This is a genomic window from Micromonospora sp. NPDC047187 (genome assembly GCF_040643355.1).
Taxonomy (GTDB): domain Bacteria; phylum Actinomycetota; class Actinomycetes; order Mycobacteriales; family Micromonosporaceae; genus Micromonospora; species Micromonospora salmantinae.
The window spans coordinates 87,314-114,223 of the sequence record NZ_JBEYUF010000016.1; the positions used below are offsets into that span (position 1 = coordinate 87,314).

The 26,910-nt window shown below is 71.6% G+C and carries 25 protein-coding genes; 16 read left to right on the forward strand and 9 right to left on the reverse strand.

Going from position 1 to position 26,910, the window contains the following annotated elements; translation table 11 throughout:
• Nucleotides 1-24 precede the first annotated feature (24 nt).
• Both ABZ794_RS23375 and ABZ794_RS23380 read right to left on the reverse strand, forming a co-directional pair.
• A complete protein-coding gene (locus tag ABZ794_RS23375; RefSeq protein WP_357517541.1) occupies nucleotides 25-1,182 on the reverse strand; it encodes a winged helix DNA-binding domain-containing protein in 1,158 nt (385 codons plus the stop codon).
• The gene (locus ABZ794_RS23380) at nucleotides 1,179-2,312 is read right to left on the reverse strand and encodes an epoxide hydrolase (RefSeq protein ID WP_357517543.1); all 1,134 of its coding nucleotides are present in this window, start codon (nucleotides 2,310-2,312) and stop codon (nucleotides 1,179-1,181) included. The genes ABZ794_RS23375 and ABZ794_RS23380 overlap by 4 nt, the downstream gene beginning before the upstream one ends.
• A gap of 62 nt (nucleotides 2,313-2,374) precedes the next feature.
• Here ABZ794_RS23380 and ABZ794_RS23385 point away from each other — a divergent pair, with 62 nt between their 5' ends.
• The 4 genes from ABZ794_RS23385 to ABZ794_RS23400 all read left to right on the forward strand — a co-directional run bounded on the left by ABZ794_RS23385 (nucleotide 2,375) and on the right by ABZ794_RS23400 (nucleotide 5,944).
• Nucleotides 2,375-3,343, forward strand: coding sequence for a YafY family protein (locus tag ABZ794_RS23385; RefSeq protein WP_357517545.1), 969 nt, complete (start codon nucleotides 2,375-2,377; stop codon nucleotides 3,341-3,343).
• A 95-nt stretch (nucleotides 3,344-3,438) separates the two neighbouring features.
• Nucleotides 3,439-4,362 carry a sigma-70 family RNA polymerase sigma factor gene (locus tag ABZ794_RS23390; protein ID WP_210784672.1) on the forward strand — a complete coding sequence of 308 codons (924 nt, stop codon included), beginning with the start codon at nucleotides 3,439-3,441 and terminating at the stop codon, nucleotides 4,360-4,362.
• 114 nt (nucleotides 4,363-4,476) lie between these two features.
• A complete protein-coding gene (locus ABZ794_RS23395) occupies nucleotides 4,477-5,361 on the forward strand; it encodes an alpha/beta hydrolase (RefSeq protein WP_357517548.1) in 885 nt (294 codons plus the stop codon).
• A 121-nt stretch (nucleotides 5,362-5,482) separates the two neighbouring features.
• The gene (locus tag ABZ794_RS23400; protein ID WP_210784670.1) at nucleotides 5,483-5,944 is read left to right on the forward strand and encodes a DUF5709 domain-containing protein; all 462 of its coding nucleotides are present in this window, start codon (nucleotides 5,483-5,485) and stop codon (nucleotides 5,942-5,944) included.
• Between the two features lie 125 nt (nucleotides 5,945-6,069).
• Here the strand turns inward: ABZ794_RS23400 and ABZ794_RS23405 are convergent, their stop codons facing one another.
• The 4 genes from ABZ794_RS23405 to ABZ794_RS23420 form a co-directional block, all read right to left on the reverse strand.
• A complete protein-coding gene (locus ABZ794_RS23405) occupies nucleotides 6,070-7,650 on the reverse strand; it encodes a DHA2 family efflux MFS transporter permease subunit (protein ID WP_357517550.1) in 1,581 nt (526 codons plus the stop codon).
• Nucleotides 7,651-8,094: 444 nt separating this feature from the next.
• Nucleotides 8,095-8,670 (reverse strand): DinB family protein, encoded by a 576-nt coding sequence (locus ABZ794_RS23410; RefSeq protein ID WP_357517552.1) that lies wholly within the window; start codon nucleotides 8,668-8,670, stop codon nucleotides 8,095-8,097.
• A 78-nt stretch (nucleotides 8,671-8,748) separates the two neighbouring features.
• Entirely contained in the window at nucleotides 8,749-9,552 is an 804-nt protein-coding gene (locus tag ABZ794_RS23415; RefSeq protein ID WP_210784666.1) for an IclR family transcriptional regulator C-terminal domain-containing protein, read from the reverse strand.
• A 4-nt stretch (nucleotides 9,553-9,556) separates the two neighbouring features.
• Nucleotides 9,557-10,993 carry an amidohydrolase family protein gene (locus tag ABZ794_RS23420; RefSeq protein ID WP_210784665.1) on the reverse strand — a complete coding sequence of 479 codons (1,437 nt, stop codon included), beginning with the start codon at nucleotides 10,991-10,993 and terminating at the stop codon, nucleotides 9,557-9,559.
• A 195-nt stretch (nucleotides 10,994-11,188) separates the two neighbouring features.
• On the opposite strand from ABZ794_RS23420, the gene ABZ794_RS23425 reads away from it, so the two are divergent.
• The 7 genes from ABZ794_RS23425 to ABZ794_RS23455 all read left to right on the forward strand — a co-directional run bounded on the left by ABZ794_RS23425 (nucleotide 11,189) and on the right by ABZ794_RS23455 (nucleotide 17,742).
• Nucleotides 11,189-12,325: a CoA transferase gene (locus tag ABZ794_RS23425; protein ID WP_357517555.1), complete on the forward strand. Its 1,137-nt coding sequence runs from the start codon at nucleotides 11,189-11,191 to the stop codon at nucleotides 12,323-12,325.
• The gene (locus tag ABZ794_RS23430; protein ID WP_357517557.1) at nucleotides 12,310-13,080 is read left to right on the forward strand and encodes a citryl-CoA lyase; all 771 of its coding nucleotides are present in this window, start codon (nucleotides 12,310-12,312) and stop codon (nucleotides 13,078-13,080) included. Before ABZ794_RS23425 ends, ABZ794_RS23430 begins: the two co-directional genes overlap by 16 nt.
• A 30-nt stretch (nucleotides 13,081-13,110) precedes the next feature.
• Nucleotides 13,111-13,974: an extradiol ring-cleavage dioxygenase gene (locus ABZ794_RS23435; protein ID WP_210784662.1), complete on the forward strand. Its 864-nt coding sequence runs from the start codon at nucleotides 13,111-13,113 to the stop codon at nucleotides 13,972-13,974.
• Complete coding sequence (locus tag ABZ794_RS23440) at nucleotides 13,971-14,333, forward strand: hypothetical protein (RefSeq protein WP_210784661.1); 363 nt, start codon at nucleotides 13,971-13,973, stop codon at nucleotides 14,331-14,333. The genes ABZ794_RS23435 and ABZ794_RS23440 overlap by 4 nt, the downstream gene beginning before the upstream one ends.
• Entirely contained in the window at nucleotides 14,330-15,301 is a 972-nt protein-coding gene (locus ABZ794_RS23445) for a zinc-binding alcohol dehydrogenase family protein (protein ID WP_357517560.1), read from the forward strand. Before ABZ794_RS23440 ends, ABZ794_RS23445 begins: the two co-directional genes overlap by 4 nt.
• Nucleotides 15,302-15,385: 84 nt before the next feature.
• Nucleotides 15,386-16,810: an aldehyde dehydrogenase family protein gene (locus ABZ794_RS23450; RefSeq protein WP_357517562.1), complete on the forward strand. Its 1,425-nt coding sequence runs from the start codon at nucleotides 15,386-15,388 to the stop codon at nucleotides 16,808-16,810.
• A gap of 98 nt (nucleotides 16,811-16,908) precedes the next feature.
• Nucleotides 16,909-17,742, forward strand: a complete 834-nt coding sequence (locus ABZ794_RS23455) for a helix-turn-helix transcriptional regulator (RefSeq protein WP_210784658.1) — start codon at nucleotides 16,909-16,911, stop codon at nucleotides 17,740-17,742.
• 6 nt (nucleotides 17,743-17,748) lie between these two features.
• On the opposite strand, the gene ABZ794_RS23460 is transcribed toward ABZ794_RS23455, so the two are convergent.
• Nucleotides 17,749-18,552, reverse strand: coding sequence for an AraC family transcriptional regulator (locus ABZ794_RS23460; RefSeq protein ID WP_210784657.1), 804 nt, complete (start codon nucleotides 18,550-18,552; stop codon nucleotides 17,749-17,751).
• A 50-nt stretch (nucleotides 18,553-18,602) separates the two neighbouring features.
• On the opposite strand from ABZ794_RS23460, the gene ABZ794_RS23465 reads away from it, so the two are divergent.
• Together ABZ794_RS23465 and ABZ794_RS23470 are read left to right on the forward strand one after the other, a co-directional pair.
• Nucleotides 18,603-19,025 (forward strand): DUF2000 domain-containing protein, encoded by a 423-nt coding sequence (locus ABZ794_RS23465; protein WP_210784656.1) that lies wholly within the window; start codon nucleotides 18,603-18,605, stop codon nucleotides 19,023-19,025.
• A gap of 96 nt (nucleotides 19,026-19,121) precedes the next feature.
• Nucleotides 19,122-20,732, forward strand: coding sequence for a ricin-type beta-trefoil lectin domain protein (locus ABZ794_RS23470; protein ID WP_357517565.1), 1,611 nt, complete (start codon nucleotides 19,122-19,124; stop codon nucleotides 20,730-20,732).
• 52 nt (nucleotides 20,733-20,784) lie between these two features.
• Here ABZ794_RS23470 and ABZ794_RS23475 read toward each other — a convergent pair whose 3' ends face one another.
• Both ABZ794_RS23475 and ABZ794_RS23480 read right to left on the reverse strand, forming a co-directional pair.
• The gene (locus tag ABZ794_RS23475) at nucleotides 20,785-23,304 is read right to left on the reverse strand and encodes an ABC transporter permease (protein WP_357517567.1); all 2,520 of its coding nucleotides are present in this window, start codon (nucleotides 23,302-23,304) and stop codon (nucleotides 20,785-20,787) included.
• Between the two features lie 8 nt (nucleotides 23,305-23,312).
• Nucleotides 23,313-24,071 carry an ABC transporter ATP-binding protein gene (locus tag ABZ794_RS23480; protein ID WP_210784654.1) on the reverse strand — a complete coding sequence of 253 codons (759 nt, stop codon included), beginning with the start codon at nucleotides 24,069-24,071 and terminating at the stop codon, nucleotides 23,313-23,315.
• A 146-nt stretch (nucleotides 24,072-24,217) separates the two neighbouring features.
• Here ABZ794_RS23480 and ABZ794_RS23485 point away from each other — a divergent pair, with 146 nt between their 5' ends.
• The 3 genes from ABZ794_RS23485 to ABZ794_RS23495 all read left to right on the forward strand — a co-directional run bounded on the left by ABZ794_RS23485 (nucleotide 24,218) and on the right by ABZ794_RS23495 (nucleotide 26,879).
• Nucleotides 24,218-25,417: a histidine kinase gene (locus ABZ794_RS23485; RefSeq protein WP_357517570.1), complete on the forward strand. Its 1,200-nt coding sequence runs from the start codon at nucleotides 24,218-24,220 to the stop codon at nucleotides 25,415-25,417.
• A complete protein-coding gene (locus tag ABZ794_RS23490) occupies nucleotides 25,414-26,052 on the forward strand; it encodes a response regulator transcription factor (RefSeq protein ID WP_210784652.1) in 639 nt (212 codons plus the stop codon). The genes ABZ794_RS23485 and ABZ794_RS23490 overlap by 4 nt, the downstream gene beginning before the upstream one ends.
• Nucleotides 26,053-26,177: 125 nt before the next feature.
• Nucleotides 26,178-26,879, forward strand: a complete 702-nt coding sequence (locus ABZ794_RS23495) for a cellulose binding domain-containing protein (protein WP_357517573.1) — start codon at nucleotides 26,178-26,180, stop codon at nucleotides 26,877-26,879.
• Nucleotides 26,880-26,910 lie beyond the last annotated feature (31 nt).

Consider the following 26,910-nt stretch of genomic DNA (forward strand, 5'->3'; position numbering starts at 1 on the left):
CCCAGGCGGTGGGCCGGCGTGGCCTCAGGCGTGCGGACCGACACTGACGGTGCCGATGGTCAGCGACGCCCTGCCATCCAGGATCTCGCCGACCCGTTCGACCTCCTGCCCCAACGCCCGCTGCTGGGCGGCGCCGAGCGTCCGCAGCGGCTCGACGGTGACCCGGATCGCGCGGCCGGAGCGGCGTTGATGCCACACGCCGGCGACCACCCCGTCGACCAGCAGCACCGGATAGTTACCGGCCTGGCCACCGGCGAGCGCCCGCTCGGCGGCGGCATCGGGGAAGAGCCGTTCGCGGGGGTGGCAGCCGACGGCGTACGCGTCGAAATACGGCAGCAGCCGCAACCCGGACGGCCGGTCGTCGGGGAATTCGGTGTCGTCGGCGCTCACCCAGGACCGGGTGCCCTCCACCGTCACCTCGGCCAGGTCCAGCGAGTCGAACAGCGACGTCCCCCACCCCGCCGGCACCCCGAGCCACCGGGCGAACTGTGCCGGGGTGGCCGGCCCGTACGCGTGCAGGTAGCTGCGGACGAGGGCGGCCAGGGCGGCGGGACCGGGCATCGGCGCGAAGTCGGGCAGCCACCGGGTCGGGCTGGTGTACGTGCTGGCCCGACCGCGATTCGGGCCGAAGCAGATCACTCCGCCCCGGGTGGCGGCGGTCATCGCGGCGATCCACCGGGGCCATTTGTCCTGGAACGCCTCCATGACCAGGTCACCCGCCCACGGGCCGGTGCGGGCGACGACCTCCTCGGTCAGCTCGGCGGTGGTCAGGTCGGCCTCGGCAACGGCGTCGGCGATGGCCGCGAGGACCTGCTCGGTCTGCCGGGGCGTCAGCAGGACCGCACTGCGCTCCCACGAGGGGGTCGGCAACGCGGTCAGCGCGCCGACCCACATCGGCAGGTCCGCCGCGGCGAGCAGGTGCACGGTCCCGCGTGGCCCACGGGTCTTGACCAGGGTGCGGTCGGTCCACAGTGCCCGGCGCACCAGGGCGCGGGTCGTGCCCGGCACCCGCAGCCCGATGGACAGCTCGGCGGCCGACGCGACCTGGGCGTGCGCGCCGCTGATCGCCGACACCACCTCGGCGACGCGCACCGCGTCCGGTGCCGCGTCCGCCGCCGGCGTGCGGAGCCGGTGCCGCTGTAGTCGTCGGGCGGACACCTGCGCCCAGCTCAGCTCGGTCATCGCAGGCCCTCGAAGAACGCGCGGATGTCCGCCGCGTGCGCCAGCGGCTCGTCCATCGCCACGAAGTGGCTGCCCGGGTTGCCCTGCGGCCAGTGGACGATGGTGTTGTCACGCTCGGCGATGCGGCGCATCAGCGCGGAGCCGCCGCCGTACACACCGGACGGCACCCGCCGCTGGCCCGTCGGCCAGACGAAACCGCCGTCGTCGGCGACGGTGAGTCGCTCGTACATGGGCCACGACGACGTTCCCGAGGTGCCGGTGAACCAGTAGAGGCTCACATTGGTGAGCAGGTGGTCCCGGTCGATGGCCTGCTCCGGCGTCGGCACCGTCATGGTGAACTCCTTGAACTTGTGCATCATCCAGGCCAGCAGCCCGACCGGCGAGTCGTTCCAGGCGTACGAGAAGGTTTGCGGCGCCGCCCGCAGCAACGCGTGATGGTCGACGCCGCCGCTCATCCACTGCTGCATCTGCTCCCACTCGGCGCGTTCCGCCACGCTCATGTCCGGCACGTCGGCGGCCGTCGGAAAGCCGAACCCGCCGTCGATGTGCACGCCGACGACCTGCTCCGGCGCCACTGCGGCGACCCGTGGCGCGATGTACGCGCCGAGGTCGCCACCCTGGGTGCCGTAACGGTGGTAGCCGAGGCGGACCATCAGCTCGGCCCACATCCGGGCGAGCCGGTCGATCGTGAACCCGGCCGGCGGCGCCTGCGAGAAACCGTATCCGGGCACCGACGGCACCGCCACGTGAAACGCCTGCGCGGGATCCCCGCCATGAGCGCGTGGGTCGGACAGCGGGCCGATCAGCTCGGTGAACTCGACCACCGAGTTCGGCCAGCCGTGCGTCAGCAACAACGGCAGCGCGTCCGGCTCCGGCGAGCGGACGTGCAACACATGCACATCCAGACCGTCGATCTCGGTGACGAGCTGGGGGAAGTCGTTCAGACGAGCCTCGTGGGCCCGCCAGTCGTAACCGTTCGCCCAGTACTCGGTCAGCTCGCGCAGGTACTGCACCGGCACCCCGCGGCTCCAGCCGGTGCCGGGCAACGAGCGGGGCCACCGGGTTCGGGAGAGCCGGTCACGCAGGTCGTCGACGTCCGCCTGCGGGATGTCGATGCGAAAGGGCGTCATGCCGGAAACGCTACGGCCCATATAGGACAGGTTCTGGCACACATCGCTGGCATCCTGGGATCATGTCCGACACCCCCGCCCGACTACTGGGCCTGCTGTCGCTGTTGCAGACGCCCCGCGAGTGGCCCGGCAGCGAGCTGGCCACCCGGCTCGGCGTCAGCCTGCGCACCATCCGCCGCGACGTGGAACGACTGCGCGACCTCGGCTACCCGGTGCAGGCGACGATGGGCGCGATCGGCGGATACCGCCTGGTCGCCGGCAAGGCGATGCCGCCGCTGCTGCTCGACGACGACGAGGCGGTGGCGATCGCTGTCGGTCTGCGCACCGCCGCCGGTCACGCGGTGGCCGGCATCGAGGAGGCCTCGGTGCGGGCGCTGACGAAGCTCGAACAGGTGCTGCCGTCCCGGCTGCGGCACCGCGTCAGCGCGCTGGGGGCGGCCACCGAACCACTGCTCACCTGGGACCAACCGACTGTCGACCCGGAGCACCTGAGTGCGCTGGCCGCCGCCGTCAACAATCGTGAGCAGCTACGGTTCACCTACCGCCGTCGCGACGGCGTGGACACCGAGCGGCTCGTCGAGCCGTACAAGCTGGTGTCGGCGGGCCGGCGCTGGTATCTGGTGGGCTACGACAACGACCGCGACGACTGGCGGATCTTCCGGCTCGACCGGATCACCGACCTGCGGCCCACCCGGGCCCGGGTCGCCGCCCGGCAACTGCCGGCGTCCGACGCCGCCTCGTTCATGACGGAGAAGCTGCTTGAGCTGACGCCCGTCTACCGGGCGGTGGTGACGTTGCACGCGCCGATCGAGCGGATGGCGGGCCCGCTCGGTGGCACCGGCGTCGATCTGGAGCCGATCGACGAGACCTCGTGCCGGTTACGCAGCAGTGCCGACACTCTGGAGTGGCTGGCGTGGCGCCTGCTGACTCTCGGTTGCGACATGGAGGTGCACGAGCCTCCGGAGTTGATCGTGCACCTGCGGCAGATCGGCTCCCGGGCGACCCGCGCCGCCAGCTCGTCCGCAGCGTAGGACGGCCGACCGGCCCGGGGCACCGGCACGCCGCTCCGCCGTACGCTTGATGGAGCACATGCGTTCAGAACAGGTGTTTCGGGGAGGAACTGGGCGTGACGCAGAGCGACGGGGAGCTGGTAGTGCTCGCGCAGGCGGGAGACGCGGCCGCGCTGGGGGCGCTGCTGGCACGGCACGAGGCCGCGATGCGGGCCGTCGCGCTGAGCGTCCTCGGTTACGGGCCGGACGCCGAGGACGCGGTGCAGGACACGATGGTCGTCGCCCTGCGTCGCATCGGCGAGGTCCGCGACCCGAACGCCGTCGGCCCCTGGTTGCGGGCCATCGTCCGCAACAACAGCCGGATGGCGTTGCGCGGGCCCAGAGCCGTCCCGGTCGCCGAACCCGAGTGGTTCACCCGCCCCGCCGACACACCCACCCCGGAGGAGGCACTGGACCGGGCCGCGATGCGCGACTGGGTGTGGCACTCCATCGGTCAACTGTCCGAACCTGACCGGCTCGTCACCCTGCTGCGGTACTTCAGCGACGCGTCCTCGTACGAGCAGATCGCGGCCGTGTGTGGCGTGCCGGTCGGCACCGTCCGCAGCCGCCTCAGCCACGCCCGCCGGGCGCTCGCCGGCGGCCTGCGGACGGCGGCGGACGCCGCGCACCCGGACGTCGCCGCCTCGAACGACTCGCGGTGGCGGGAGGGCCAAGACATGATCACCACGGCGATGGGCGGCGACTTCGAGCGGGTGGTCCACGAGAGCTGGTGGCCGGACGCCGAGATGATCGTGCCGGGCGGTCCGCGCGGTGGCCGTGACCTGGCCATCAACGGTATGAACCGCGACCTGACCGCCGGGGTACGTCAGCGGCTGCGCAACGTGGTGGCCAGCGGCGACGTGCTGATCTGGGAAACCGACCTGATCAGCCCACCCGACGACCCGGAGCACTGCCCACCCGCGGCGCTGTGGTTGCAGGTGCTACGCGAGGGCCGAGTGCGCCAGCTCACCCTCTTCCATCCCGTCCCCGCGCTGGTCTGAAAAAACTTCTCCGACCGAGCGAACTTTCCTCCCGACCCGCGCATCTGGTCCGCGTCATTGCATCAGTCGCCGTGTCGGCCGACGCCGCGCGGGTCTCGGATCGGGAGATAGTTCATGGGTTTCACCAGCCACGACGTCAGCGCCCTCGCACCCGGCGCCCACACGTTCACAGTGGATGGCGTTCGGCAGGTCTACCACGTCGCCGGCACCGGTCCGGTCTGCGTGGCGCACTCCGGCGGGCCGGGCATCGAGTGGGCCTACCTGCGGACGCCCAGCCTTGAGACGCACTTCACAATGGTCTACGTCGAGCCGGTGGGCACTGGCGCGTCGGGGCAGCTCGACAACCCCGACAACTACCGTCTCGACACGTATGTCCGGTTCCTGCACGCCGTCGTCGAGCACCTCGGCGAACCCCGGGTGTACCTCCTCGGGCACTCGCACGGCGGTTTCGTCGTCCAGCGGTACGCGCTCGCCCACCCGGACCGGATCTCCGGCCTCGCCCTGTACGACACCTCGCCCGTCACCGGCGCCGAGTTCTGGGGCGAGGCCATGGCCGGCCTCGCCGCCTACCCGCAGCGGCACCCGGACCGGCCGGAGGCGGCAGCGGTCCCGGCTGCCTTCGCGCAGATCGGCGGCGCGACGGACGACGAGTCGTTGGGGGCCGCTCTGCGCGCCGCCCTGCCGGTGTACTTCGCGGACTTCTGGGGCCGACAGGACGAGTTCGCCCCGTTTCAGGCGGCCGTCCGGATCTGGGCGACGCCGGCCGGCGCGCAGGACCCCACGCCCTTCGACGTGCGGGAGAGCCTCGGTGAGATCACCGTGCCCGTCGTGGTGATCGTCGGGGCGTACGACTTCATCTGTGGCCCTCGCTGGGCCGAGCAGTTGCACGCGGGGCTTCCGGACTCGCGGCTGGTGACGCTGGAGCGAAGCGGACACTTCGCGCACATCGAGCAGCCGGTGGAGTTCACCGACGCCGTGGTGGAGCTGCTGAAGCGGTGACCCACAGTGGCACCGCCCGTCCCGAGGTCCGTTCGTCACAGCGGGCAGACCTCGGCGGGCGGACGCGTTGCATGGTCATAGGCTGAGCGCTTTGCTGCACCGTGACGAAGAGGAGACCGCCGTGAGCCAGACCGAACGGATGGATTCCGTCGACGAGTGGAACGTCGCCGAGGACGACGGGGTCCTGGACGCCTCCGACACCCTCGACGACGACCGGGTCGGCGACCCCCTCGACACCGGCATCATCGCCGAGGACCACTGGACGGCGGCAAACCGGTTCGGCACCACGCCGGCCGAGGAACGCGCGGGCGAGTCCCTGGCGCAACACCTCGCCCAGGAGGTGCCAGATGTCGACCCGTACGCCGAGGGTGGCGACGACGAGGACGAGCTGACCCGTCGGGGGTACGAGGCGGAGGCGCGCGCCGGCCGTCTCGTCGCCTACGACGAGGGCGTCCGCGAGGACGACGAGGCCGAGTCGGTGGCGTGGGATGCCGGCATCGACGCGGGTGCCGCCAGCGCGGAGGAAGCGGCGGTCCACGTGGTCGAGGACCCGGACGGGCCCGGCGACGGTCCGTTGCGCTGACGCCGAACCGCCGCGCCCGGCACCTCACGGGGTGCAGGGCGAGCAGGTCAAGACGCCCGTCGTCATCCACTGACCGACCCCGCCGCGCCCGGCACCACCCGGGGTGCCGGGCGCGGCGGGGTCGGTCAGTGGATGACGACGGGCGTCTTGACCTGCTCGCCCTGCGGGTCGTCGAGCTGCGCCGGCTGACGTCGGCGCGGCAGGAACGCCGCCGGGATGATCGTGAGCACGACCAGCGCGAACGCGACCCAGAACGTGGTCGCGAACGACTTGGCGGCGAAGTCCAGCCCACGCTCGATGATCGACGGGTCGACCGGCATCTGCTGGAGCAGCTCCGGCCGCTGCTGGGCGGCGATGGCCAGCCCGGCCTCGGTGACCGGCTTGCCGCTCTCGTCCACCAGGCCGGGGATCGGCCGGGAGCCGTTCAGCTCGTTGGTGAGGATCACCGACATCACGGCGGCGCCGACCGAGCCGCCGATCTGCTGGAGGATGTTGACCAGCGTCGAGCCGCGAGCCACGTCGTTGGCCGACAACGTCCGCAGCGCCGACGTCATGATCGGCATCATCGTGCCGCCCATGCCCAGACCCATCACGAACAACGACCCACCGAGCAGCCAGTACGAGGTCTGCGGGTCGACCTGGGTGAAACCGAAGAACCCGACGACGATGAGACCCAGCGCGAACGGGACGGTACGCCCGATCGGCACCCGGTCGGCCAGCGTGCCGGCGATCGGCATGGTGATCATCGCGCCGATGCCCTGCGGCGCCATCAGCAGACCGGCGGCCAGCGTCGACTCACCGCGCACCTGCAGGAAGTAGCTCGGGAACAGCAGGCCGGCGCCCATGAACGCGATGATGAACACGAACATCGTCACCGACGCGATGGTCAGGCTGCGGTTGCGGAACAGCCGCAGGTCGAGCAGCGGGTGCCGGGGCTTGAACGAGTAGAGCACGAACGCCACCACCAGCGCGCCGCCGACCAACATCGGGGCCCAGACCTTGGCCTCGGCGAAGGTGCCCGCCTCCGGCAGGGACGAGACGCCGTAGAGGAACAGGGCGAGGCCCGGCGAGAGCATGAGCATGCCGACGAAGTCGAACGACTCTGACGGCTCGGGCGCGTCCTTCGGCAGCGCTACCTGCGCGTAGATCAGGGCGATCAGACCGATCGGCAGGTTGATCAGGAAGATCCAGTGCCAGCTCGCGGTGTCGATCAGCCAACCACCGAGGATCGGGCCGCCGATCGGCCCCAGCAGCATCGGGATGCCGAGGACGGCCATCAGCCGGCCGATCCGGTGCGGCCCGGCCGCCCGGGTCATGATGGTCATGCCCAGCGGCATGAGCATGCCGCCACCGAGGCCCTGCAGGACCCGGTAGCCGATCAGCTCGCCGATCGTGTCGGCCATGGCGCAGAGCCCCGACCCGATCGTGAACAGGGCCAGCGCCACCATGTAGAGCCGTTTGGTGCCGAACCGGTCCGCCGCCCACCCGCTGAGCGGGATCACGGTGGCGAGCGCGAGGGTGTAGGCGGTCATGGTCCAGGCCACGCGGGCGTAGGACGCGTCGAACTCGCTCTGGAATGTGGGCAGCGCCACGCTGACCACAGTTACGTCGAGGATCGACATGATCGCGCCAAGGACGACGACGCCCGCCACCTTGAGCACCGCGGCGTCGAGTTTGTCCGATGTCGCGAGGGATTGCTGTGTCACTAACTCTCCTGAAGTCGATTGAGCCGGCCGACGGTGGGCGGTGGCGGCGATGCCGCGCCAACCGGGCGCGGGGCGCGACGTGCCAGGACGACGGCGCGCGGAGGAAGACTAACCGCCAGCTGTGACGATTCGCCGCCGGATTTCGTGACGGCCCGGCCACGTATCCGATCGGCCGTGCGACTGTGGCCGGACGTCGGGGTGGCAATCAGCCGGCAGAGCCGCGAGCCAGGTGTTTGCCCAGTGAGGTTGCGTGGCGTACCCCGGGGTTGCCGGTGTCCAGGACGGCGGCGAGGTCGACGAGGCGGCGGGCGGCCGGGGATGGTGAGGCGTAACCGTTCGCGGAGCCAGACCGCTGTGGAGGAGGCGCCGTGCGTGGTGGCGGCGCCTCGGCCGTCGAGCTCACGGATCAGGGCCGGTGATCTGGCCGCCATGACCGGCAGAGAGCTAGTTGCTGCGCTTGCTGGCGTCGAGGGCAGCCTGCTCCACTCGCTGGCGGTGGTCCAGCCACCATGACTCGTCCACGCGGGGCAGGTTGTCGTTCCTGGGCAGCAGCCCGGCCGTGCCGTCGATGAGTTCACGCACGATGTCGGCGTGGCCGGCGTGCCGTTGGGTTTCCGCGATGACGTGGACCAGGACGTGGTGCAGCGTGACCGCCGCATCGCCCCACCACGGCACGTGGCCTACCTCATGCAGTGCAAGGGCATCGATGGTGGTGTCGGCGTGGGCGATCGCGCGACGGTACAGTGCGACGATCTCCTCGCGGGTCTCATCAGCGCTCGCCCACATGTCGCCATTGGTCTCCGCCCCGTCGCCCACATAGGGCAGCTCCTGCTCGAACGGTCGGCCGAACACGACGCCGAAGTAGAGGATCTCCATGGCCGCCGAGTGCTTCACCAGACCGAGCAAGTTGGTCGCGGTCGGGGTCAACGGACGCCGGATGTCATATTCGCCGAGCCCGTCGAGCTTCCACAGCAGCGACTCGCGGCCGCCCTTCAAGTAACTGTGCAGATCCGCCTTCATCGCGGCACTATGGCATCCGGTTGGGTGTCCCCGTTGTCCCGGACGACGCGCGAAGCTCAGGATCAGTAGGTCGCGGCCCTAGGCGGTGACCACCGGCACGGCGGCGGTGAGCGCCCAGTCGTGCCCGATGTCGGCGGCCGCGCGCAGCAACCTCGGAAGGTGCTCCTCGCGCAGGGTCTCCAGCGAGGTCTCGGCGGCGTGCACTGTCACGTTGATGGCGGCGACGACCCGCCCGTCGCCGTCGCGTACGCCGGTGGCGACGGACCGGATCCCCGGCGCCAGGTCCTGGTCGGCGAGCGCCCAGCCCTTTGCCCGGACCTCGCGCAGCACGGCGTCGAGCTCACCCGGCGCGGGCTGCCAGCGCGCCGTGATGCCGGAGCGGCTGGGCTCGGCGAGGACGGTCGCCAGCGTGTCCGGTGGGAGGGCCGCGAGCAGCACCTTGCCCATCGACGTCGCGGATGCCGGAAAGCGGGTGCCGATGGTGACGCCCAGGGTGACGATCTTGGGGACGGCCACCCGGGCGACGTAGACGATGTCGCTGCCGTCGAGCTGGGCCATCGAGGTCGACTCGTTGGTCTGCGCCACGAGCTTCTCCATGTGCGGCCGGGCGACGTCCCACATGTTCAGCGCGTTGACGTACGCCATCCCCAGCTCCAGGACGCGCGGGGTGAGGGTGTGGCCGCGGCCGACCGCGCGGACGTAGCCCAGCGATTCGAGCGTGATGAGGATGCGCCGGACGGTGGGGCGGGCCAGGCCGGTGGCGGCGGCGAGTTCGCTGAGCGTCATCGAGGGGCAGGCGGGACGGAAGGAGCGCAGGACGTCGAGGCCACGGGCGAGAGCCTCGATGAAGTCGGGCCCGGCGCCCCTTCCGTTGTCACTCATGTCCTTAATGCTTCCATTGCGCCGACCCGGCGTCCCACTCGGTGTACTGGTACGGGTTCTCCAGGATCGCGGTCTCGGGGACGTCCGGGTTCATTCCCCGCTGCCAGGCCTCCTCCCCCATCGTCTCGCGCAGGTGCTCGATGGTCGCGGCCGCCCTGGCCCGCGCGGCGGCGAGGTCGACGCCGACGAGGCGACCGTCCCGCTTCACGACCCGGCCACCCACCAGCACCGTGTGCACATCGGCACGCTGGGCCTGGAAGACGACGTGACCGTGCGGGTTCAGGATCGGGAACATCGCTGGCGAGGCGTCGTTCTTGATCAGGACGACGTCGGCCTGGCGGCCGGGGGTGAGCGCGCCGATGGTGGCGTCCATGCCGAGCGCGCGGGCGCCGCCTCGGGTGGCCCACTCGACGACCTGCTCGGCGCGCAGGTGGCAGTGGGTGATGGTCTCCTGCTTGGCGTGCGCCTCCAGGTGCTCCCGGGAGCGGTCGGCTCCGAGCGTGCTGCGCATCGCGGAGAAGAGGTCGCCGCTCCACCACACGCTGGTGTCCATCGACAGTGACACCGGGATGTCGTGGTGGCGCAACTGCCAGGTGGGTGGGTAACCCTGGCCGGCGCTCTGCTCACTCTCGGTCGAGACGGAGACCGAGCCGCCGGTCGCGGCGATCCGGTTGTACGAGTCCTGGGTGAGCGTCGCCGCGTGCACGTACACGGTCGACGGGTTCATGAAGCCGTTCTCGTGCATGAGCCGGATACCGTCGTCGTTGGTGGCGCCCCACACGCCCGCGTGGGTGGTCACCGCGACGCCCAACTCCCGGGCCACCTCGAACGCGGCCCGTTCCGGAAAGGCGGGGTCGCCGGTGACGTCGAACGCCAACTGGAAGCCGGCCAGCTTGCCACCGTCGATGCGGCGGCGGTGAAAGTCGCGGAACTCCGGCGAGGTGGCCCACTCCCACGGCCCCTGCTGGATGTTGCCGTAGGCGAGCACGAACCGTCCGTCGACCGCCTCCAGGGCGTCCACGGCGGCGTCGGCGTGCTCGGGTGTCTGCAACCCGTGTGACCAGTCGACAGTGGTGGTGACGCCGGCGTCGATCGCCTCGATCGCGCCGAGCAGGTTGCCGGCGTAGACGTCCTCGGGCCGGAACAGCTTGCCCGACTCGAGGTAGTACCAGACGAAGTACTGGGTCAGGGTCCAGTCGGCGCCGTACCCGCGCATCGCGGTCTGCCACAGGTGCCGGTGGGTGTCGACCATGCCGGGCATGAGGATGCCGTCGGTGGCGTCGATCTCCAGGGCGTCGTCGGGTGCGGTGAGGCCGACGCCGACCTGCGCGATCCGGCCGCCGATGACCAGCACGTCGGCGCCGGGCAGCACCGTGCGCGCGTCGTCCATGGTGAGAACCAGGCCGTTACGGAAGACCACCGGCCGGTCAGTTGCGCTCATTCGCCACCCTCCTTTCGGAGTACGAGGGGAATCCGGACTGTTGTCCGCTGTGCGGCCAGCCCGAGTGGCGCAAGTGTGGTCCCGGTCACGAAACGTGTCAAGAGTGCGATCCCTTCGATAGACGCACCGTTGACACGCACCGTGCGGTATCGCAAGCTGTCTCGGCGGACAGGTGTCCGCAGAACGGGCGGAAACATGGTGCAGCATTCGACAGGCCCCCTGGCCGGCCTGCTCGTCGCGGACTTCTCCCGGATCCTCGCCGGGCCGTACGCGACGATGCTCCTGGCCGACCTGGGCGCCCAGGTGATCAAAGTTGAGAGCCCCGGTGGCGACGACACCCGCACCTGGATGCCGCCCACCCGCGACGGGGTCTCGACCTACTACCTCGGCATCAACCGCAACAAGCGGTCGGTCGCCCTGGACCTGAGGAAACCCGACGACCTGGCCGCCGCGCAGGAGTTGGCCCGCCGCGCCGACGTGCTGATCGAGAACTTCCGGCCCGGTGGCCTCGCCCGGTTCGGCCTCGACTACGACACCGTCACCGCGACCAACGACAAGATCGTGTACGCGAGCATCAGCGGCTTCGGCACCGGCGCCGGTAGGGACTTCCCCGGCTACGACCTCATGGTGCAGGCCATCTCGGGCCTGATGAGCCTCACCGGCGACCCGGACGGCTCGCCGTACCGGGCCGGCATCTCGGTCTTCGACGTGATGGCCGGGCTGCACGCCAGCATCGGCATCCTCGCCGCGCTGCACCACCGTGGCGAGACCGGACGAGGCCAACACGTCGAGGTCAACCTGCTCAGCTCCGCCCTGTCCGGGTTGGTCAACCACTCCAGCGGCTACGTCGCCGGCGGCACCGTCCCGTTCCGGATGGGAAACGCGCACCCCAGCCTCTTCCCGTACGAGCCACTGCCCACCGCCGACGGCGAGCTGATCGTCATCGCCGGCAACGACGGGCAGTTCCGCAAGCTCTGCCAGGTGCTCGACCTGCCCGGCCTGCCGGACGACAGTCGCTTCGGCCGCAACCAGGACCGCACGGCCAACCGCGAACAGTTGCGGCCCCTGCTTGTCGAACGCCTCGCCAAGCGGACCAAGGACGAGTGGTTCCGGGACCTGCTCGCCGCCGGCGTCCCGTGCGCGCCGATCAACACCATCGACGGTGGTGTGGCGCTCGCCGAGGAGCTGGGGCTCGACCCAGTCGTCACCGTCGGAGACATGCCCGGTGTCCGCAACCCCATCACCTTCTCCGACACCCCGGCCCGGTACGAGCTGCCGCCGCCGGGGCTCGACGAACACGGCGAGGAGATCCGCGCATGGCTGAAGAACTGAGCTTCCCCACCGGGATCGGCACCTCCGACCCGACCACCATCTCCCTGCTCGGGCAGGACCTGGCCGCCGACCTGATGGGCACCGTGGGCTTCGGCGAGCTGGCGTACTGGCTGGTCGCCGGCCGCCGCCCCACCCTGGGTGAGGTACGGGTCTTCGAGGCGGTGCTGGTGGCCCTCGCCGACCACGGCTTCACCCCGACGGCGATCGCCGCCCGGCTGACGTACCTGTCCGCGCCCGAGTCGTTGCAGGGCGCACTCGCCGCCGGCCTGCTCGGCGGCGGCTCCCGCTTCCTCGGCGTCACCGAGGACTGTGGACGCTTCCTCGCCGACACGCTCGCCCAGGCCGGCGAGGTGACCGACTACGACGCGGTGGCGCTCGACGCGGTCACCCGGGCCAAACGGGAGCGTCGACTGGTCCCCGGGCTCGGGCACCCCGTGCACAAGGAGCAGGACCCGCGCACCCCCGTGCTGATCAGGATCGCCGCCGAGGAGGGTCTGCACGGCCCGCACCTGCGGCTGTTCGAGGCGATCGGACGCGTACACCCGCAGGTGCTCGGCCGCACCCTGCCACTCAACGGCGCCGGAGTCTGCGGGGCGGCCCTCGCCGACCTCGCGCTACCGGTCGAGATGCTGCGCGGTTTCGCCCTGCTGGCCCGCGCGGCGGGGCTGCTCGGGCACCTCGCCGAGGAGCGACGACGACCGCTCGGCATGGACATCTACCGCACCGTCGACCGCAACGCCGTCTACGAACCCTGATCTCCTCCTCCACCCCCGAAAGGAGCGGGAATGGCCTCCATCGTCGCGGTCATCGCCTCCACCCACCACCCCTTCTACTACCGGGCCAGCACCGCCACCGGCGAGGACCGGCCACCGTTCGCCGACGAGTGGACCCGCAAGATCCTGGCGTTCCGGGAAACGTTGACCCGGGCCCGACCCGACGTGCTGGTGATGGTCGGCTCCGACCACTTCCACCAGCTCTGGCTGGACAACATGCCGCAGTTCCTGGTCGGCAAGGCGCCCCACTACGACGCCAACTGGTACAACGAGGAGCGCGAGTTCGGGCTGCCCCGGATGCTGCTCAAGGGCCAGGAGGACCTGTCCGGGCACATCCTGCGGGCCGGGCTCGACGCCGGCTTCGACCTCGCGTTCAGCAACGAGCTGCGCATCGACCACAGCATCACCTGCCCGATCATCACGCTGCGGCCCGAAGCCGACCTGCCGATCGTGCCGATCTACACGAACATCTTCGCGCCGCCGCTGCCACAGCCGAAGCGCTTCGTCCAACTCGGCCAGAGCATCCGCGACATCGTCGAGTCGTGGCCGTCGCACCTGCGGGTGGCGGTCATCGGCACCGGCCACCTCTCGCTGGAGCTGGGCGGCCCCCGGCAGTTCGGCCCGCACGGCCCGGACCCGGAGTTCGACCAGCGGGCCGTCGAGTGGATCGCCAACGGCGACCTGGACGAGTGCCTGCGCGAGGTCACCCTGGACAGCCTGCACTCACCGGGCAACGCCACCCACGGCTTCATGGACTTCATGCTGATGATGGGCGTGGCCGGCGCCGGCGTGAAGGCCGACTACGTGGACACCCTCGATCTGTTCCACACCATGGAGGCGTACTTCACCTGGTACCCGAACGGAGCGCCGACGTGAGCAAGTATCTGCTGAACAAGTTCCTCTTCATGGTCGACCGGGATCCTGAGCTGGTCGAGCGCTACCGCAGCGAACCGGGTGAGCTGGTCGCCTGGTGGGAGGCCGAGTGCGCCAACACGGTGCTGAACTGCCACACCGGCGAGGCGAGCACCTGGCTGCGCTTCGACGACGTGGAACGCGAGGCGTTGGCCACCCACGACCACGTGAAGCTCTTCGAGCTGGGCGCGCACCCGTTCCTCACCCTGACCCTCTTCATCGCCCTCTTCGAGCGGGACAACACCGAGCCGCTGGAATACCAGAAGTCGTACGGCGCGCGGCTGGCCCACTTCTCGATGCCCTACCCGGACATCGCGACGTGATCCGCGCGGCAGTGCTCACCACCTGCGGCGTCGCACCGACGATCGCCGAGCGGCCGGCGCCGGTGCCGGTGCCGGCCGACGGTGCGGTGGCGGTCACCGTCGAGGCCGTGCCGATCACCCCGCTGGACGTGCTCTGCGCCAGCGGCACCAGCTACTTCGGGCCGCCGAGCACCCCGTACGTGCCGGGTGTGCAGGGGGTCGGTCGGCTCGTCGACGGCACAGCGGTCTGGTTCGGCACGTCGGCCGGGATGCGCTCCGGTGTCGACGGCAGCATGGCGACCACTGTCACAGTCCCCACCGTCGACGTGGTGGCGCTGCCGGCCGGCGTACCGCTGACCCTGCTCGCGGCCCTCGGCCTCTCCGCGGTCGCCGCGCACGCGGCGCTGACCCACGCCGGCGGCCTGGCGGCCGGCGAACAGGTCATCGTGCTCGGCGCCGGGGGTGTGGTCGGTCAGGCCGCCGTCCAGCTCGCCCTGCTCGGCGGCGCCCGCCGGGTCATCGCCGTGGCCCGGTCCGCCGCGGCGCGGGCCCGAGCCGAGAAGCTCGGTGCCGCCGTCTCGGTCCCGCTGCTCCCCGACGACGATGTCGCGTCGGTGGCCGACCGGCTGCGCCACGCCGCCGACGGGCCGGTCGACCTCGTCCTCGACCCGGTCTTCGGTGTCCCGGCAGCGGCGGCGCTGCGGGTGCTGCGCCCGGGTGGGCGGCTGGTCAACCTGGGTAGCGCGGCCGGCGCGACAGCACCCATCGAGTCCGCCGTGCTGCGCAGCGGCGCACTGCGGATGGTCGGCTACACGAACAACGGGTTGTCGGCCGGCGAGCGGGCCGCAGCGCTGACAGTGGTGGCCGGGCACGCGGCGGCCGGCCGGCTCACCGTCGACCACGAGACAGTGCCGTTCGACGCCGTCGCGGACGCCTGGGCCCGGCAGTGCGCCGGCACCACAGCCGGCCGGATCGTCCTCGCGCTCTGAGGGGGCCGAGCCCCAGCCAGGGATCGCGGAACCGTGGATAAACCGCACCTGGTTGGGGTTCGGCAGCGGTGCGACGGTCGGTCCATGACACCTTCCACCTACACCGTCGCCGGCCACTGGATCGGTGGCGAGACCGTCACCGGCTCCGCCGGCACCCTTCCCGTCGTGAACCCGGCCACCGGCGAGGTCGTCGCCGAGACCCCGGCCGGCACCGCCGCCGACGTCGACAGCGCCGTCGCCGCCGCCCGAGCCGCCTTTGCGGCCTGGTCGGCGACCACCCCGCAGCACCGGGCGGACGTGCTGCGCCGCCTCGGCGCCGGCCTGGCCGCCCGCACGGAGGAGATCGCCCAGGCGATCACCGCCGAGATGGGCTCTCCGATCGGTATGTCCCGCACCGCCCAGGTCGCGTTCCCGGCCGCTGTGGTCGAGTCCGTCGCCGGTCTGGCCGACGACTTCGCCTGGGCCGAGGAGGTCGGCAACTCGCTGATCGTCCGCGAGCCGATCGGCGTGGTCGGCGCGATCACGCCGTGGAACTTCCCGCTTCAGCAGATCGTCTCCAAGCTGGCGCCGGCCCTGCTCGCCGGCAACACGATGGTCTTCAAGCCGTCCGAGAACGCCCCGCTGACCGCGCGCATCCTCGCCGAGGCCGCCGCCGAGGCCGGCGTACCGGCGGGTGTCTTCAACGTCGTCTACGGCACCGGCGCGACCGTCGGTGAGGCGATCTCCGCCCACCCGGACATCGACATGATCTCGTTCACCGGCTCCACCCGGGCGGGGCAGCGGATCTCCGCGGTGGCCGCGGCGACCGTCAAGCGGGTCGCGCTGGAGCTGGGTGGCAAGGGCGCGAACATCATCCTCGACGACGCCGACCTGCCCGCCGCTGTCGAGCGGGGTCTCATGATGGCGTTCAGCAACGGCGGTCAGGTCTGCGGCGCGTGGCCGCGGATGCTGGTGCCCGCCTCCCGGCAGGACGAGGCCGTGGCGTTGGCCGTCGAGGCCGCGAAGCAGTACACCGTCGGCGACCCGGGCGACGAGGCCACCCGGATCGGCCCGATGGCCTCCGAGGCCCACCGGCAGAAGGTCGTCGGCTACATCGAGCGGGGCATCACCGACGGCGCCCGGCTCGTGTTCGGCGGCCCGCAGCGGCCCGAGGGGCTGACCGTCGGGGCCTACGTCCAGCCGACGATCTTCGCCGACGTCGACCCGGCCTCCGCGATCGCCCAGGAGGAGATCTTCGGCCCGGTGCTGACGATCATCCCCTACGCCGACGAGGAGGAGGCCGTGGCCATCGCCAACGGCACGCTGTACGGCCTGACCAGCGGCGTCTTCGGTGAGCCGGAGCACGCGCTGGCGATCGCCCGGCGGCTGCGCGTTGGCCAGGTCGACGTGAACGCCGGCCACTGGAACCCGCTCGCCCCGTTCGGCGGCTACAAGCACTCCGGCAACGGCCGCGAGTTCGGCCGCTTCGGGCTGGAGGAGTTCCTGGAGACCAAGTCCATCCAGCGCTGACGGCACGGGACGGCCCGGGAGGCGGAACACCCTGCCGGGTCTCCCCTGTTGCACTCGATGCGCCGGTCGACAGCCGGCATGCAGTGATCGGAGAAACCGTGGACCGCGCCCAACTCGCCAGCTTCCTGCGCACCCGCCGAGAGGCGCTCCAGCCCGAGGACGTCGGGTTGCCCCGGGGCCCGCGCCGGCGCACCGGAGGGCTGCGGCGCGAGGAAGTCGCCACGTTGAGCGGAATGTCTACCGACTACTACAGCCGGTTGGAGCAGCAGCGCGGGCCGCACCCGTCGGAGCAGATGCTCGCCGCCCTGGCCCGGGGCCTGCGGCTCTCCCTCGCCGAACGGGACCACCTGTTCCAGCTCGCCGGTCACGCCGTCCCACACCGCGCGGTCCGGGCCGACCACGTCAACCCGGGGATGATGCGCATTCTCGACCGGATGCACGACACTCCCGCCCAGGTGGTGAACCACCTCGGCGAGACCCTGGCGCAGACCGCGCCGGCTGTCGCCCTGCTCGGTGACGAGACCCGGTACAGCGGGTTGGCGCGCAGCGCGCACCACCGCTGGTTCACCGACCCGACGGCACGGCAGCTGCACCCGGTGCAGGACCACGAGACGCAGAGTCGACTCCTCGTGGCACACCTGCATGCCTCCTACAGCCGCGACGGGCGCGGCTCGCGGGCCGCCGCGCTCGTCGACGACCTGCTGGCCAGGAGCCCGGAGTTCGCGCAACTGTGGCGGGAGCACCCGGTGCCCGCCGGCTACTGCCCGCCCAAGCACTTCGTCCACCCGGAGGTCGGGGCGTTGGAGTTGCACTGCCAGACGCTGGTGGATCCCGACCAGTCACAGACACTGTTGGTCTTCACCGCCGTACCCGGGTCGCCGAGTGACGAGAAGCTGCGCCTGCTCGCCGTCATCGGCGGCCAGCGCGTCTGACCCCACTCAGCTCGGGCGGGGGTAGCGGGCCGGGCTGACGCCCAGGTAGCGCCGAAAGTGGCGGGTCAGGTGCGCCTGGTCGAAGAACCCGGCCGCGACGGCGGTCTCGACGGGCCGCTGCCCGGCGAGGAGCAGGCGACGTGCCAGGTCGACCCGACGGCCGGTCAGGTACGTGTGCGGTGGCACGCCGTGCACCTGCGTGAACGTCCGGACCAGGTGGGTCGGGTGGGCGTGCAGCAGCTCCGCGGCCTCCCCCAGCGTGACGCCCTCGACGGTCCGGGCGTCCAGCAGCTCCCGTAGTCGCACCGCGAGGCCGCGTCCGGGAGGCTGGACAGCGGCCGGGGAGCGCTGGCGGAGCTGGCGGCGGAGCCGGTCCAGGATGAACGCGAGCCGGCTCTCGGCCTCGAACTCGTCACCGGGTGCGGCGAGCACCTGGTGCAGGTGGTGGACCCGGTCGCGCAGCTGCGGATCGGCCAGGTCCGGCTCGTCGACGGCCCGGCCGACCAGCTCGGCGTCGAGCGCCGAGGTGTCGAGGTACAGGACCCGCTTGCGGAAGCCGTCGGGTGTGGCGGAGCTGCCGTCGTGCGGCACGTACGGCGGCAGCAGGGTGACCGACGTGCGCAGCGCGCCGTGCCGGTGCCGGTCCAGGTCGAAGCGGACCGCGCCGTCGTCGACGATCAACAGCGTCCACACCTCGTGGATGTGCCGGGGGTAGGCGTGGTCGACGAAATGGGCGTGGAAGACCTCGGCGACCCCGGCTACCGCGGGTCGCCACGCGCTGACGTGCGAGCCCGCCGGGCGGGTGTCCACGCTAAGAACGTACAAGACCGGTGGGCGTCGGGGCGGGCAGGCTCGACGCCATGACCGAACCGATCCGCTTTCCCACCAAGATCGCCGTACTGCTCCGCAACGACCTGGCGAGCTGGCAACGGCTGAACATTACCGCTTTCCTGGTCAGCGGCATCGCGAGCACGCTGCCGGAGCTGGTCGGCGAGGAGTACCGCGACGCGGACGGCACCAGCTACCTGCCGATGTTCGGCCAGCCGGTGCTGGTCTTCGCCGGGGACCGGGCAACCTTGGTCGGCGCGCACTCGCGCGCCCTCGCCCGTGGCCTGCGGCTGGCGATCTTCACCGCCGAGTTGTTCGCCACCGGCAACGACCGGGACAACCGCGCCGCCGTTCGGGCGGTCGGACGGGAGAAGCTCGACCTGGTGGGCCTGGCCCTGCACGCGCCGCGCAACGTGGTGGACAAGGTACTCAAGGGCGCGTCCATGCACCCGTAACGGCATCCGTGGCGACGAAGACATTGATATCGGTGTGTATGACTGTAATGATTAACACACTTTACAGTTGTTTCGCCGCCCCGGAAGGACCCCCACATGGCGCGACGATCGGCCGGGCTCCTGCCCCGCCGCCCCCGCATCAGACTGACCTCCGCGCTCGCCGCGGCCCTGCTCGCCGTACCGACCGGCCTGGTCGTCGGCGCATCGCCCGCCATCGCAGCCGCGACCGGCGCCATCACCGGGTACGGCGGCAAGTGCGTCGACGTGGCCGCCGCGAACCCGGCCAACAACACACCGGTGCAGCTCTTCACCTGCAACGGCTCCACCGCGCAACAGTGGACGGTGGCCGACGACGGCACGATCCGAGCGCTGGGCAAGTGTCTCGACATCGCCGCCGCCAGCACCGCCAACGGTGCCCGGGTGCAGATCTACGACTGCAACGGCACCGGAGCGCAGCAGTGGTCGCCCAGCGCCGGGCAACTGGTCAACCCGACCTCGGGCAAGTGCCTCGACGCGACCGGTCCCAGCTCGGCCGACGGCACCCCGCTGCAGATCTGGAGCTGCACCGGCACCGCCAACCAGACCTGGGCGCTGCCGACCGGCGGCGGCACACCACCGCCCTCCGGTGGTTTCACCCACCCCGGCGTGCTGGTCAGCCGAGGCCAGCTCGACTTCGTCCGCGACCGGGTGCAGGCCGGCGCACAGCCGTGGGCGGCGGCCTACAACCAGATGATGAGCAGCCGGTACGCCTCCCTGTCGCGCACACCGGCGCCCCGTTCGGTGGTCGAGTGCGGTTCCTACTCCAACCCGAACAACGGCTGCACCGACGAGCGGGAGGACGCGATCGCGGCGTACACCGACGCGCTCGCCTGGTACGTCACCGGCGACGCCCGGTACGCGCAGAAGTCGATCCAGATCATGGATGCGTGGTCGGCCACCATCACCGCCCACACCGGCAGCAACGCCCCACTGCAGACGGGCTGGGCCGCCTCGGTCTGGCCCCGGGCCGCCGAGATCATCAAGTACACGTACACGAGTTGGCCCAACGCCAACCGCTTCGCCACCATGCTGCGCAACGTCTACCTGCCGGTGGTGCGCAACGGCTCGAACAGCAACGGCAACTGGGAACTGACAATGATGGAGGCCGCCGTCGGCATCTCGGTCTTCCTGGAGGACCGGTCCGCCTACGACGCGGCGGTCAGCCGCTTCCTCAACCGCACCCGGGCCTTCGTCTACCTGCCCAGCGATGGCGCGTTGCCGTACACGATGCCCGGCAGCGGCCTGGACACCAGCGCGGAGATCATCGGCTACTGGCAGGGTCAGTCCACCTTCGTCGCCGGCCTCGCGCAGGAAACCTGCCGCGACTTCGTCCACACCGGATACGGGATCTCCGCCATCTCACACGTCGCGGAGACCTCCCGGATCCAGGGACGGGACCTGTACCCACAGGTCGGTGAGCGGCTGCGTCAGGCGCTGGGATTCCACTCGCGCTACCAGCTCGGCGAGGCGCCGCCCTCCTGGCTCTGCGGTGGCAGCCTCACCCGGGGCCTCGGGCCGATCACCGAGGTCGGCTTCAACGCGATGAGCACCCGGCTGGGCAACGTCATGACCAACACCCAGACCCTCACGCTGCAACAACGTCCGGCCGGAACCAACAACCTCTTCGTCGCCTGGGAGACGCTGACCCACGCCAACAACCCCAACTGACCATGCTGCCGTGGGGTGGCGCCGAAGGCGCGGCGTCACCCCACGGCGGTGCTCAGTTGTCGGCCCCCAGCGCCTCCACCGGGCTGACCCGCGACGCCCGACGGGCGGGTAGCACCCCGGCCAGCGCGGTCAGCCCGACCAGCACCACGAAGAGCCCGGCCAACGGCAGCACCGGCGCGGTCAGCGGCGCCTCGATCCCGAGGGTCTGGACCGCCAACCAGGCGTACGGAATGCCGAGCACCAGGCCGATGGTCGCGCCGATCACCCCGTACAGGCCGGACTCGACGGTCAGCATGGTGCGCAGACCGGGCCGGGACAGCCCGATCGCCCGGAGCAACCCGGACTCGCGTACCCGCTCCACCACCGAGAGCGCGGTCGTGGAGCCCACGCCGACCACAGCGATCAGCACGGTCAGGCTGACCAGACCGACAGCGATCCAGACCAGGGTGCGCACCAACGCGTCGTTGCGGTCCCGTTCGTCGGCGAGCACCGCGAGGCCCACCCCGTCGCTGCCCCCGATCGCCTGCCGCAGCGCCCGCACGCCGGCGGTACGACCGTCCTCGCCGGCCCCGGCCGCGTCGGCCAGCAGACCGGTGTACGCGGCCGGCACACCGAGCCGGTCCAGGTCGGCCGGATCGGCGAGAATGCCGGCGTGCAGCGGCCCGTCGCCGGGCAGGACCGCTGCCACCCGCACGTCGACACTGCCGGTGGCGACGGCGAGCGTGACCGTGTCGCCGGCCCGCAGACCCGCGTCCCGCGCGACCCAGCTGTTGAGCACGATCCGGCCGGGGCCACGATCGGCCAGGGTGCCCTGGGCCACGTCCAGGGCACCGGTGCTCGGCAACGCGCCCAGGTCCAGGTCGCTGGTCGGATAACCGGACTCGACGTCGCCGAGCTTGTCGCCGCCGCGCAGCAGCGTGACGTCGCCGACCATCCGGTACGGCACCACATTCGCCAGCGCGCCGTGTGCCGCCTCGGCCCGGGTCACGACGGCCGGCGGCAGCGTCCCACCGTTGCTGGTGACCTCGAAGTCGGTAGGGGCCGAGAGCGCCATCTCGCGGTCGGCGAGAATCTGCAAGGACGCGCCGCCGATGACCACCCCTGAGATCAGGGTCACGCCCAGGGCGACCACGACGGAGACCGCGGCGGCGCGGCGCGGCGTCCCGCCGATCCCGCCGACCGACATCCGCCCGACCGGCCCGAGCTGGCGCAGCGGCCAACCCACAACGGCCAGCACCGGGCGCACCAGTAGCGGGCCGAGAGCCACCAGCGCGAAGAACGCCAACGCGCCGGACCCGACCAGCAGGAGCAGCGGTATCGACGGGTCGTAGTCCGACTGCTCCGGCTTCGGCAACTGGCTGATCGTCCCGACCGCCGCCAGGATCGCGCCGACGGCCAGGAGCAGCCCGAAGACCAGACGCAGCAGGCCGATGCCGCGACGGCCGGCGGTGACGCTCGCCGCCCGCAGTGCCTCCAGCGGGGAGACCCGGGCGGCCGACAGCGCCGGTGCCAGCACGGCCAGCACGGTGATCACGACGGCGCCGATCACCACAGTGACCGCCTCCACCAGTGGCAGGCCCGGCGAGGAGACCGCGTGGCCGGCGGCGCGCATGATCGCCGGCAGCGCGTACCCGAGGGTGAGGGCGCTGGCGACCCCGACGACGCCGGCGACCAGCCCGGTCAGGGCTCCCTCGGCGGTCAAGGCCGCGACCAGTGTGGCCCGACTCGCACCGACCGCCCGCAGCAGCGCGAGCTGCCGCATCCGCTGCGCGAAGACGATGCGGAAGGTCGAGGTGACCACCAGCGCGGCCGCGACGACAGCGATGGAGACGAACATGCCGACCAGGATGAAGAGTCTCCCGACCTGTTGGGCCGCCGCCTGGGCCTCGGCCTCGCGCACCTCGGCGCCGGAGCGGATCGGCTGGCCGGCGACCGCTGCGGTCACCCGTTGACGGACCGCGTCGGTCGAGGCGCCGGGCGCCACCCGCACGTCGACGCGCTCCACAGTCGTCAGGCGCGCCCAGGCGATCAGGGCGCTGTCCGGGGCGTACGCGTCGTAGCCGGCGTCGGCGCTGGTCTCCACCACGCCGGTCACGGTGAGTGGGGCGGGCGTGGTGAGTTCACCGCCCGTGCCGCTGGTGGTGGTGCCGACCGAGAGCCCGAGCCGTTCGGCGGTGCGCGGCGTGATCGCGATCTCGCCGGGCTGATCCGGGTAGCTGCCCTCGATGACTCGGACCGTGCTCAGCGGGCCGGTGCCCGGATCGGACTGGAGGTTGAGGTACCCCTCGCCGATGGAGACCCCGGTCGAGACCCGGGCCACCGCCTCGGCCACCCCCGGCACGGCCCGGATCTGCCGCACGTCGATCACTGTGGGTGGCGGCACGTCGACGCTGCCGATCACCAGTTCGGTGACGGACGGGGTGCCGCTCAGGTTGTCCCGCACGGTCCGTTCGGTGATCTGCTGCACCAGCACGGTGCCGAAGACGACGAACGACGCGACCAGGATCGCCAGGCCGGTCAGGACCAGCCGGCCGGGCCGCCGGGCCGCGGCGGTCGTCTGGGTACGCAACACTGTCGCCCTCATCGGCGGGCCGCCAGGTCACGCAGGGCGTCGGTGACCGACACCTGGTTCGGCTTGTCGATCTCGCCGGCCAGCCGCCCGTCGGCGAGCAGCACCACCCGGTCGGCGTACGCCGCGGCGATCGGGTCGTGGGTGACCATGACGACGGTCTGACCGAGGTCGCGCACCGAGTCGCGCAGGATGGTGAGCACCTCCGCGCCGGAGCGGGAGTCGAGGTTGCCGGTCGGCTCGTCGGCGAAGACCACCTCGGGCCGCGCCACCAGCGCCCGGGCCAGCGCCACCCGCTGCTGCTGGCCGCCGGACAGCTCGCTGGGCCGGTGGTCCAGGCGATCGCCGAGGCCCAGCACCCGCACCAGGTGCGCGAGGAGTTCAGCGTCGGGCTGCCGACCGGCGAGGTCCAGCGGCAGCGTGATGTTCTGTGCGGCGGTGAGCTGCGGCAGCAGGTTGAAGGACTGGAAGACGAACCCGATCCGCTCCCGGCGTACCCGGGTCAGCGTCCGGTCCGACTGGCCGGTCAGCTCCGTGCCGCCGAGCAGGACGCGACCGGAGGTGGCCGTGTCGAGGCCGGCGAGGCAGTGCATCAGGGTCGACTTGCCGGACCCGGACGAGCCCATGATCGCGGTGAACTCGGCCCGGCCGAAGTCGACCGAGACCCCGTCCAGGGCACGGACGGCGGTGTCGCCGCTGCCGTACACCTTCACCAGGTCGACCGCGGCGACCGCGGCGTGGCTGGTCTCCGGCGGGGCGTGGGTTGTCATCGTTCCTCCAGTGGCTGCGTGGTGACCCGGAAAGCGTCGCCGCCGCCGGCGGGTGTTCGCATCGGCCCGGGGCCGGGTATCGCCGGTGCCGGGTCTGCCTTTTGGCCGATCCGCCACCTCCACCCGGCTGGCTACGCTGGGTCACCATGAGCACGCCGGATCTTCGACGACTGTGGGTACGCCTGGCCCAGGCGGCCGGGCTGGTGGCCTTCGGCCTGCTCGCCCTCTTCGACTTTGCGGCCAGCACGGCGGATGACTCCGGCATCGGTACTCTCCTGCTCCTGGTGCCGATGGGGTTGGCGGTGGCGACGGTGCCGCTGTGGCTGCCGGTGCACCGGCTGGGCTCCCGCCGGCTGCCGCTGGCCGCACTGGCACTCGCCAGCGCCTCACTGGCCGTGACCGCAGGGGTGGTGCTCCTCTCCGGAGGCGGCGGCATCCTGCTCGCCCGCACCTGGGGGCTCGCCGAGTCGGCAGGGCTGATCGGCGTGGTCTTCGTGGTGGCCCGCTGGGGCGCGCCGCGGCTCGCCCCGTGGGCCGCGGTGGCCGCCGGGCTCGCCGTCGCCGCGATGCCGCTGCGCGTCGGCACCGAGAGCCTGTTGGTGATCTTCGGCCTGCTCCAGGTGCTGGCCGCGGCCGGCGCCGCCGGGGTGGGGCTCTACCTGCGCATCGTGGCCGCCGGCCGGGAGCGGGCCATCGCGCTGGTCCGGGCCGAGCAACGTGCCGAGTTCGCCCGGGATCTGCACGACTTCATCGCCCACCACGTCACCGGCATCGTGGTGCAGGCACAGGGTGCCCGGTTCGTCGCCGAGCAGGACCCGCGACGGGTGATCGTCGCCCTGGAGCAGATCGAGCGGGCCGGCGCGGAGACGATGGCTTCGATGCGGCGGATGGTCGGCATCCTGCGCAACCCGGACGCCCCGCCGGACGCGCCGCTGGCTCCACTGGCCGGGTTGACCGAACTGGAGCCGCTGCTGACCGGGTTCAACGGCGCGGCGAACGCGCCGGCACGACTGCACGTCGACGGCGACCTGAACGGGCTGCCGGTGGAGGTCTCGACGTCGGCGTACCGGGTGGTGATGGAGGGGCTCACCAACACCCGCCAGCACGCGCCGGACGCGCGGTCCGTGACCGTGGCCGTGCGGCGTACCCCGGACTGGCTGCTGGTCCGCGTCGCCGACGACGGCGCGTCGCCGCGGACCGCGCCGGCCCGGGGGCACGGCTTCGGCCTGATCGGCCTCACCGAGCGGGTACGCGCCCTCGGCGGCACGATCACCGCCGGGCCCGGCGTCGCCGGTGGCTGGGTGCTCGACGCGGCGTTCCCGCTCCAGGTGGCGGTGACGCGGTGATCCGGGTGCTGATCGCCGACGACCAGGCCATGGTCCGGACCGGCTTCGGCATGATCATTGGAGCCCAGTCGGACATGGAGGTGGTCGGCGAGGCCGCCGACGGCGTCCAGGCCGTCGAACTGGCCCGACGACTGCGCCCGGACGTGGTGCTGCTGGACATCCGGATGCCCCGCCTCGACGGTCTTGAGGCACTGCGGCTGCTCGCGGGGCCGGGCGTCGCCGACCCGATCCGAGTGGTCGTCGTGACGACCTTCGACCTCGACGAGTACGTGCACACCGCGCTCTCCAACGGCGCGTGCGGCTTTCTGCTCAAGGATTCCGGCCCGGCCCTGCTGGTGGAGGCGGTCCGCGCGGCCGTGTCCGGCGACGCGCTGATCAGCCCCTCGATCACGGTACGGCTGTTGGCGCACCTCAGCTCGCCGGCTCCGGCGCGCGACGACGGTGGCCTGTCGCCCCGGGAACTCGACGTCGTGAAGCTCGTCGCCCGGGGCCTGACCAACGCCGAGATCGCCACCCAGCTCTTCATCGCCGTGGGCACTGTCAAGACCCACCTGGCGAGCGTGCAGATGAAGCTCAAGGCCCGCAACCGGGTCGAGATCGCCGCCTGGGCCTGGGAACGCCGCCTCGTCGGCTGACGGGACACCGCACCCGGCCCGATCACTGTCGTCGCCATCGACACCACCTCGGTCGAGCTGACCTGGGCGGCCTCGACCGACAACGTGGGCGTGGTCCGCGGCCGTCGCGCACGTACACCTTCTCGGTGTGGGCGCTGGACGCGGCCGGCAACAGCTCAGTGTCCAACCCGACCCTGCGGCTGACCATGCCACCGGGAGACGACCAACCGCCGAGCGCGCCGGGTCAACCGGTGGCGTACGACGTCGGCGCCACACAGGTGTGGCTTCGCTGGGCTCCCTCCGTGGAGAACGTCGCGCTGGACCGGTACGAGGTGTTCCGGGTCGACGCCAGCGGCACTCTCACCCGGGTCCGCGAGCTGTACCAGTACCCGCCCACGCCCACCAAGACCCAGATCAGCGGGTTGACGCCGAACACCACGTACACCTTCGTGGTGCAGGCCCGCGACGAGGTCGGACACCTTTCGCCCCTGTCCGCACCGGTCACGGTGACCACCCTGCCGCCGCCGCCGAGCTGCGCGGTCCGATCCGTCGTGCGGCAGTGGTCGGACGGCTTCGTGGCGCGTCTCGTCGTCGAGAACACCGGCACCACGGCGGTCGACGGGTGGACGATGACGTGGCGGTTCTGGGCCAGCCAGCAGGTCCACGGCATCTGGGGCGCGAAGGTCGTCGACCGTGTCAACAACAGCTACCTGCGGGTGCGCGACACCGGTCGCAACGCGGTGATCCCGCCGGGTGGCACCGTGTCGCTGGGGCTCGTCGCCTCCGGCACGCAACTGCCGGAGGAGTTCACGCTGAACGGCGGCCTCTGCACTGTGGCAGACGAATAACGCTCGACTCCGGGGTCTGGCGCCGGCCGCG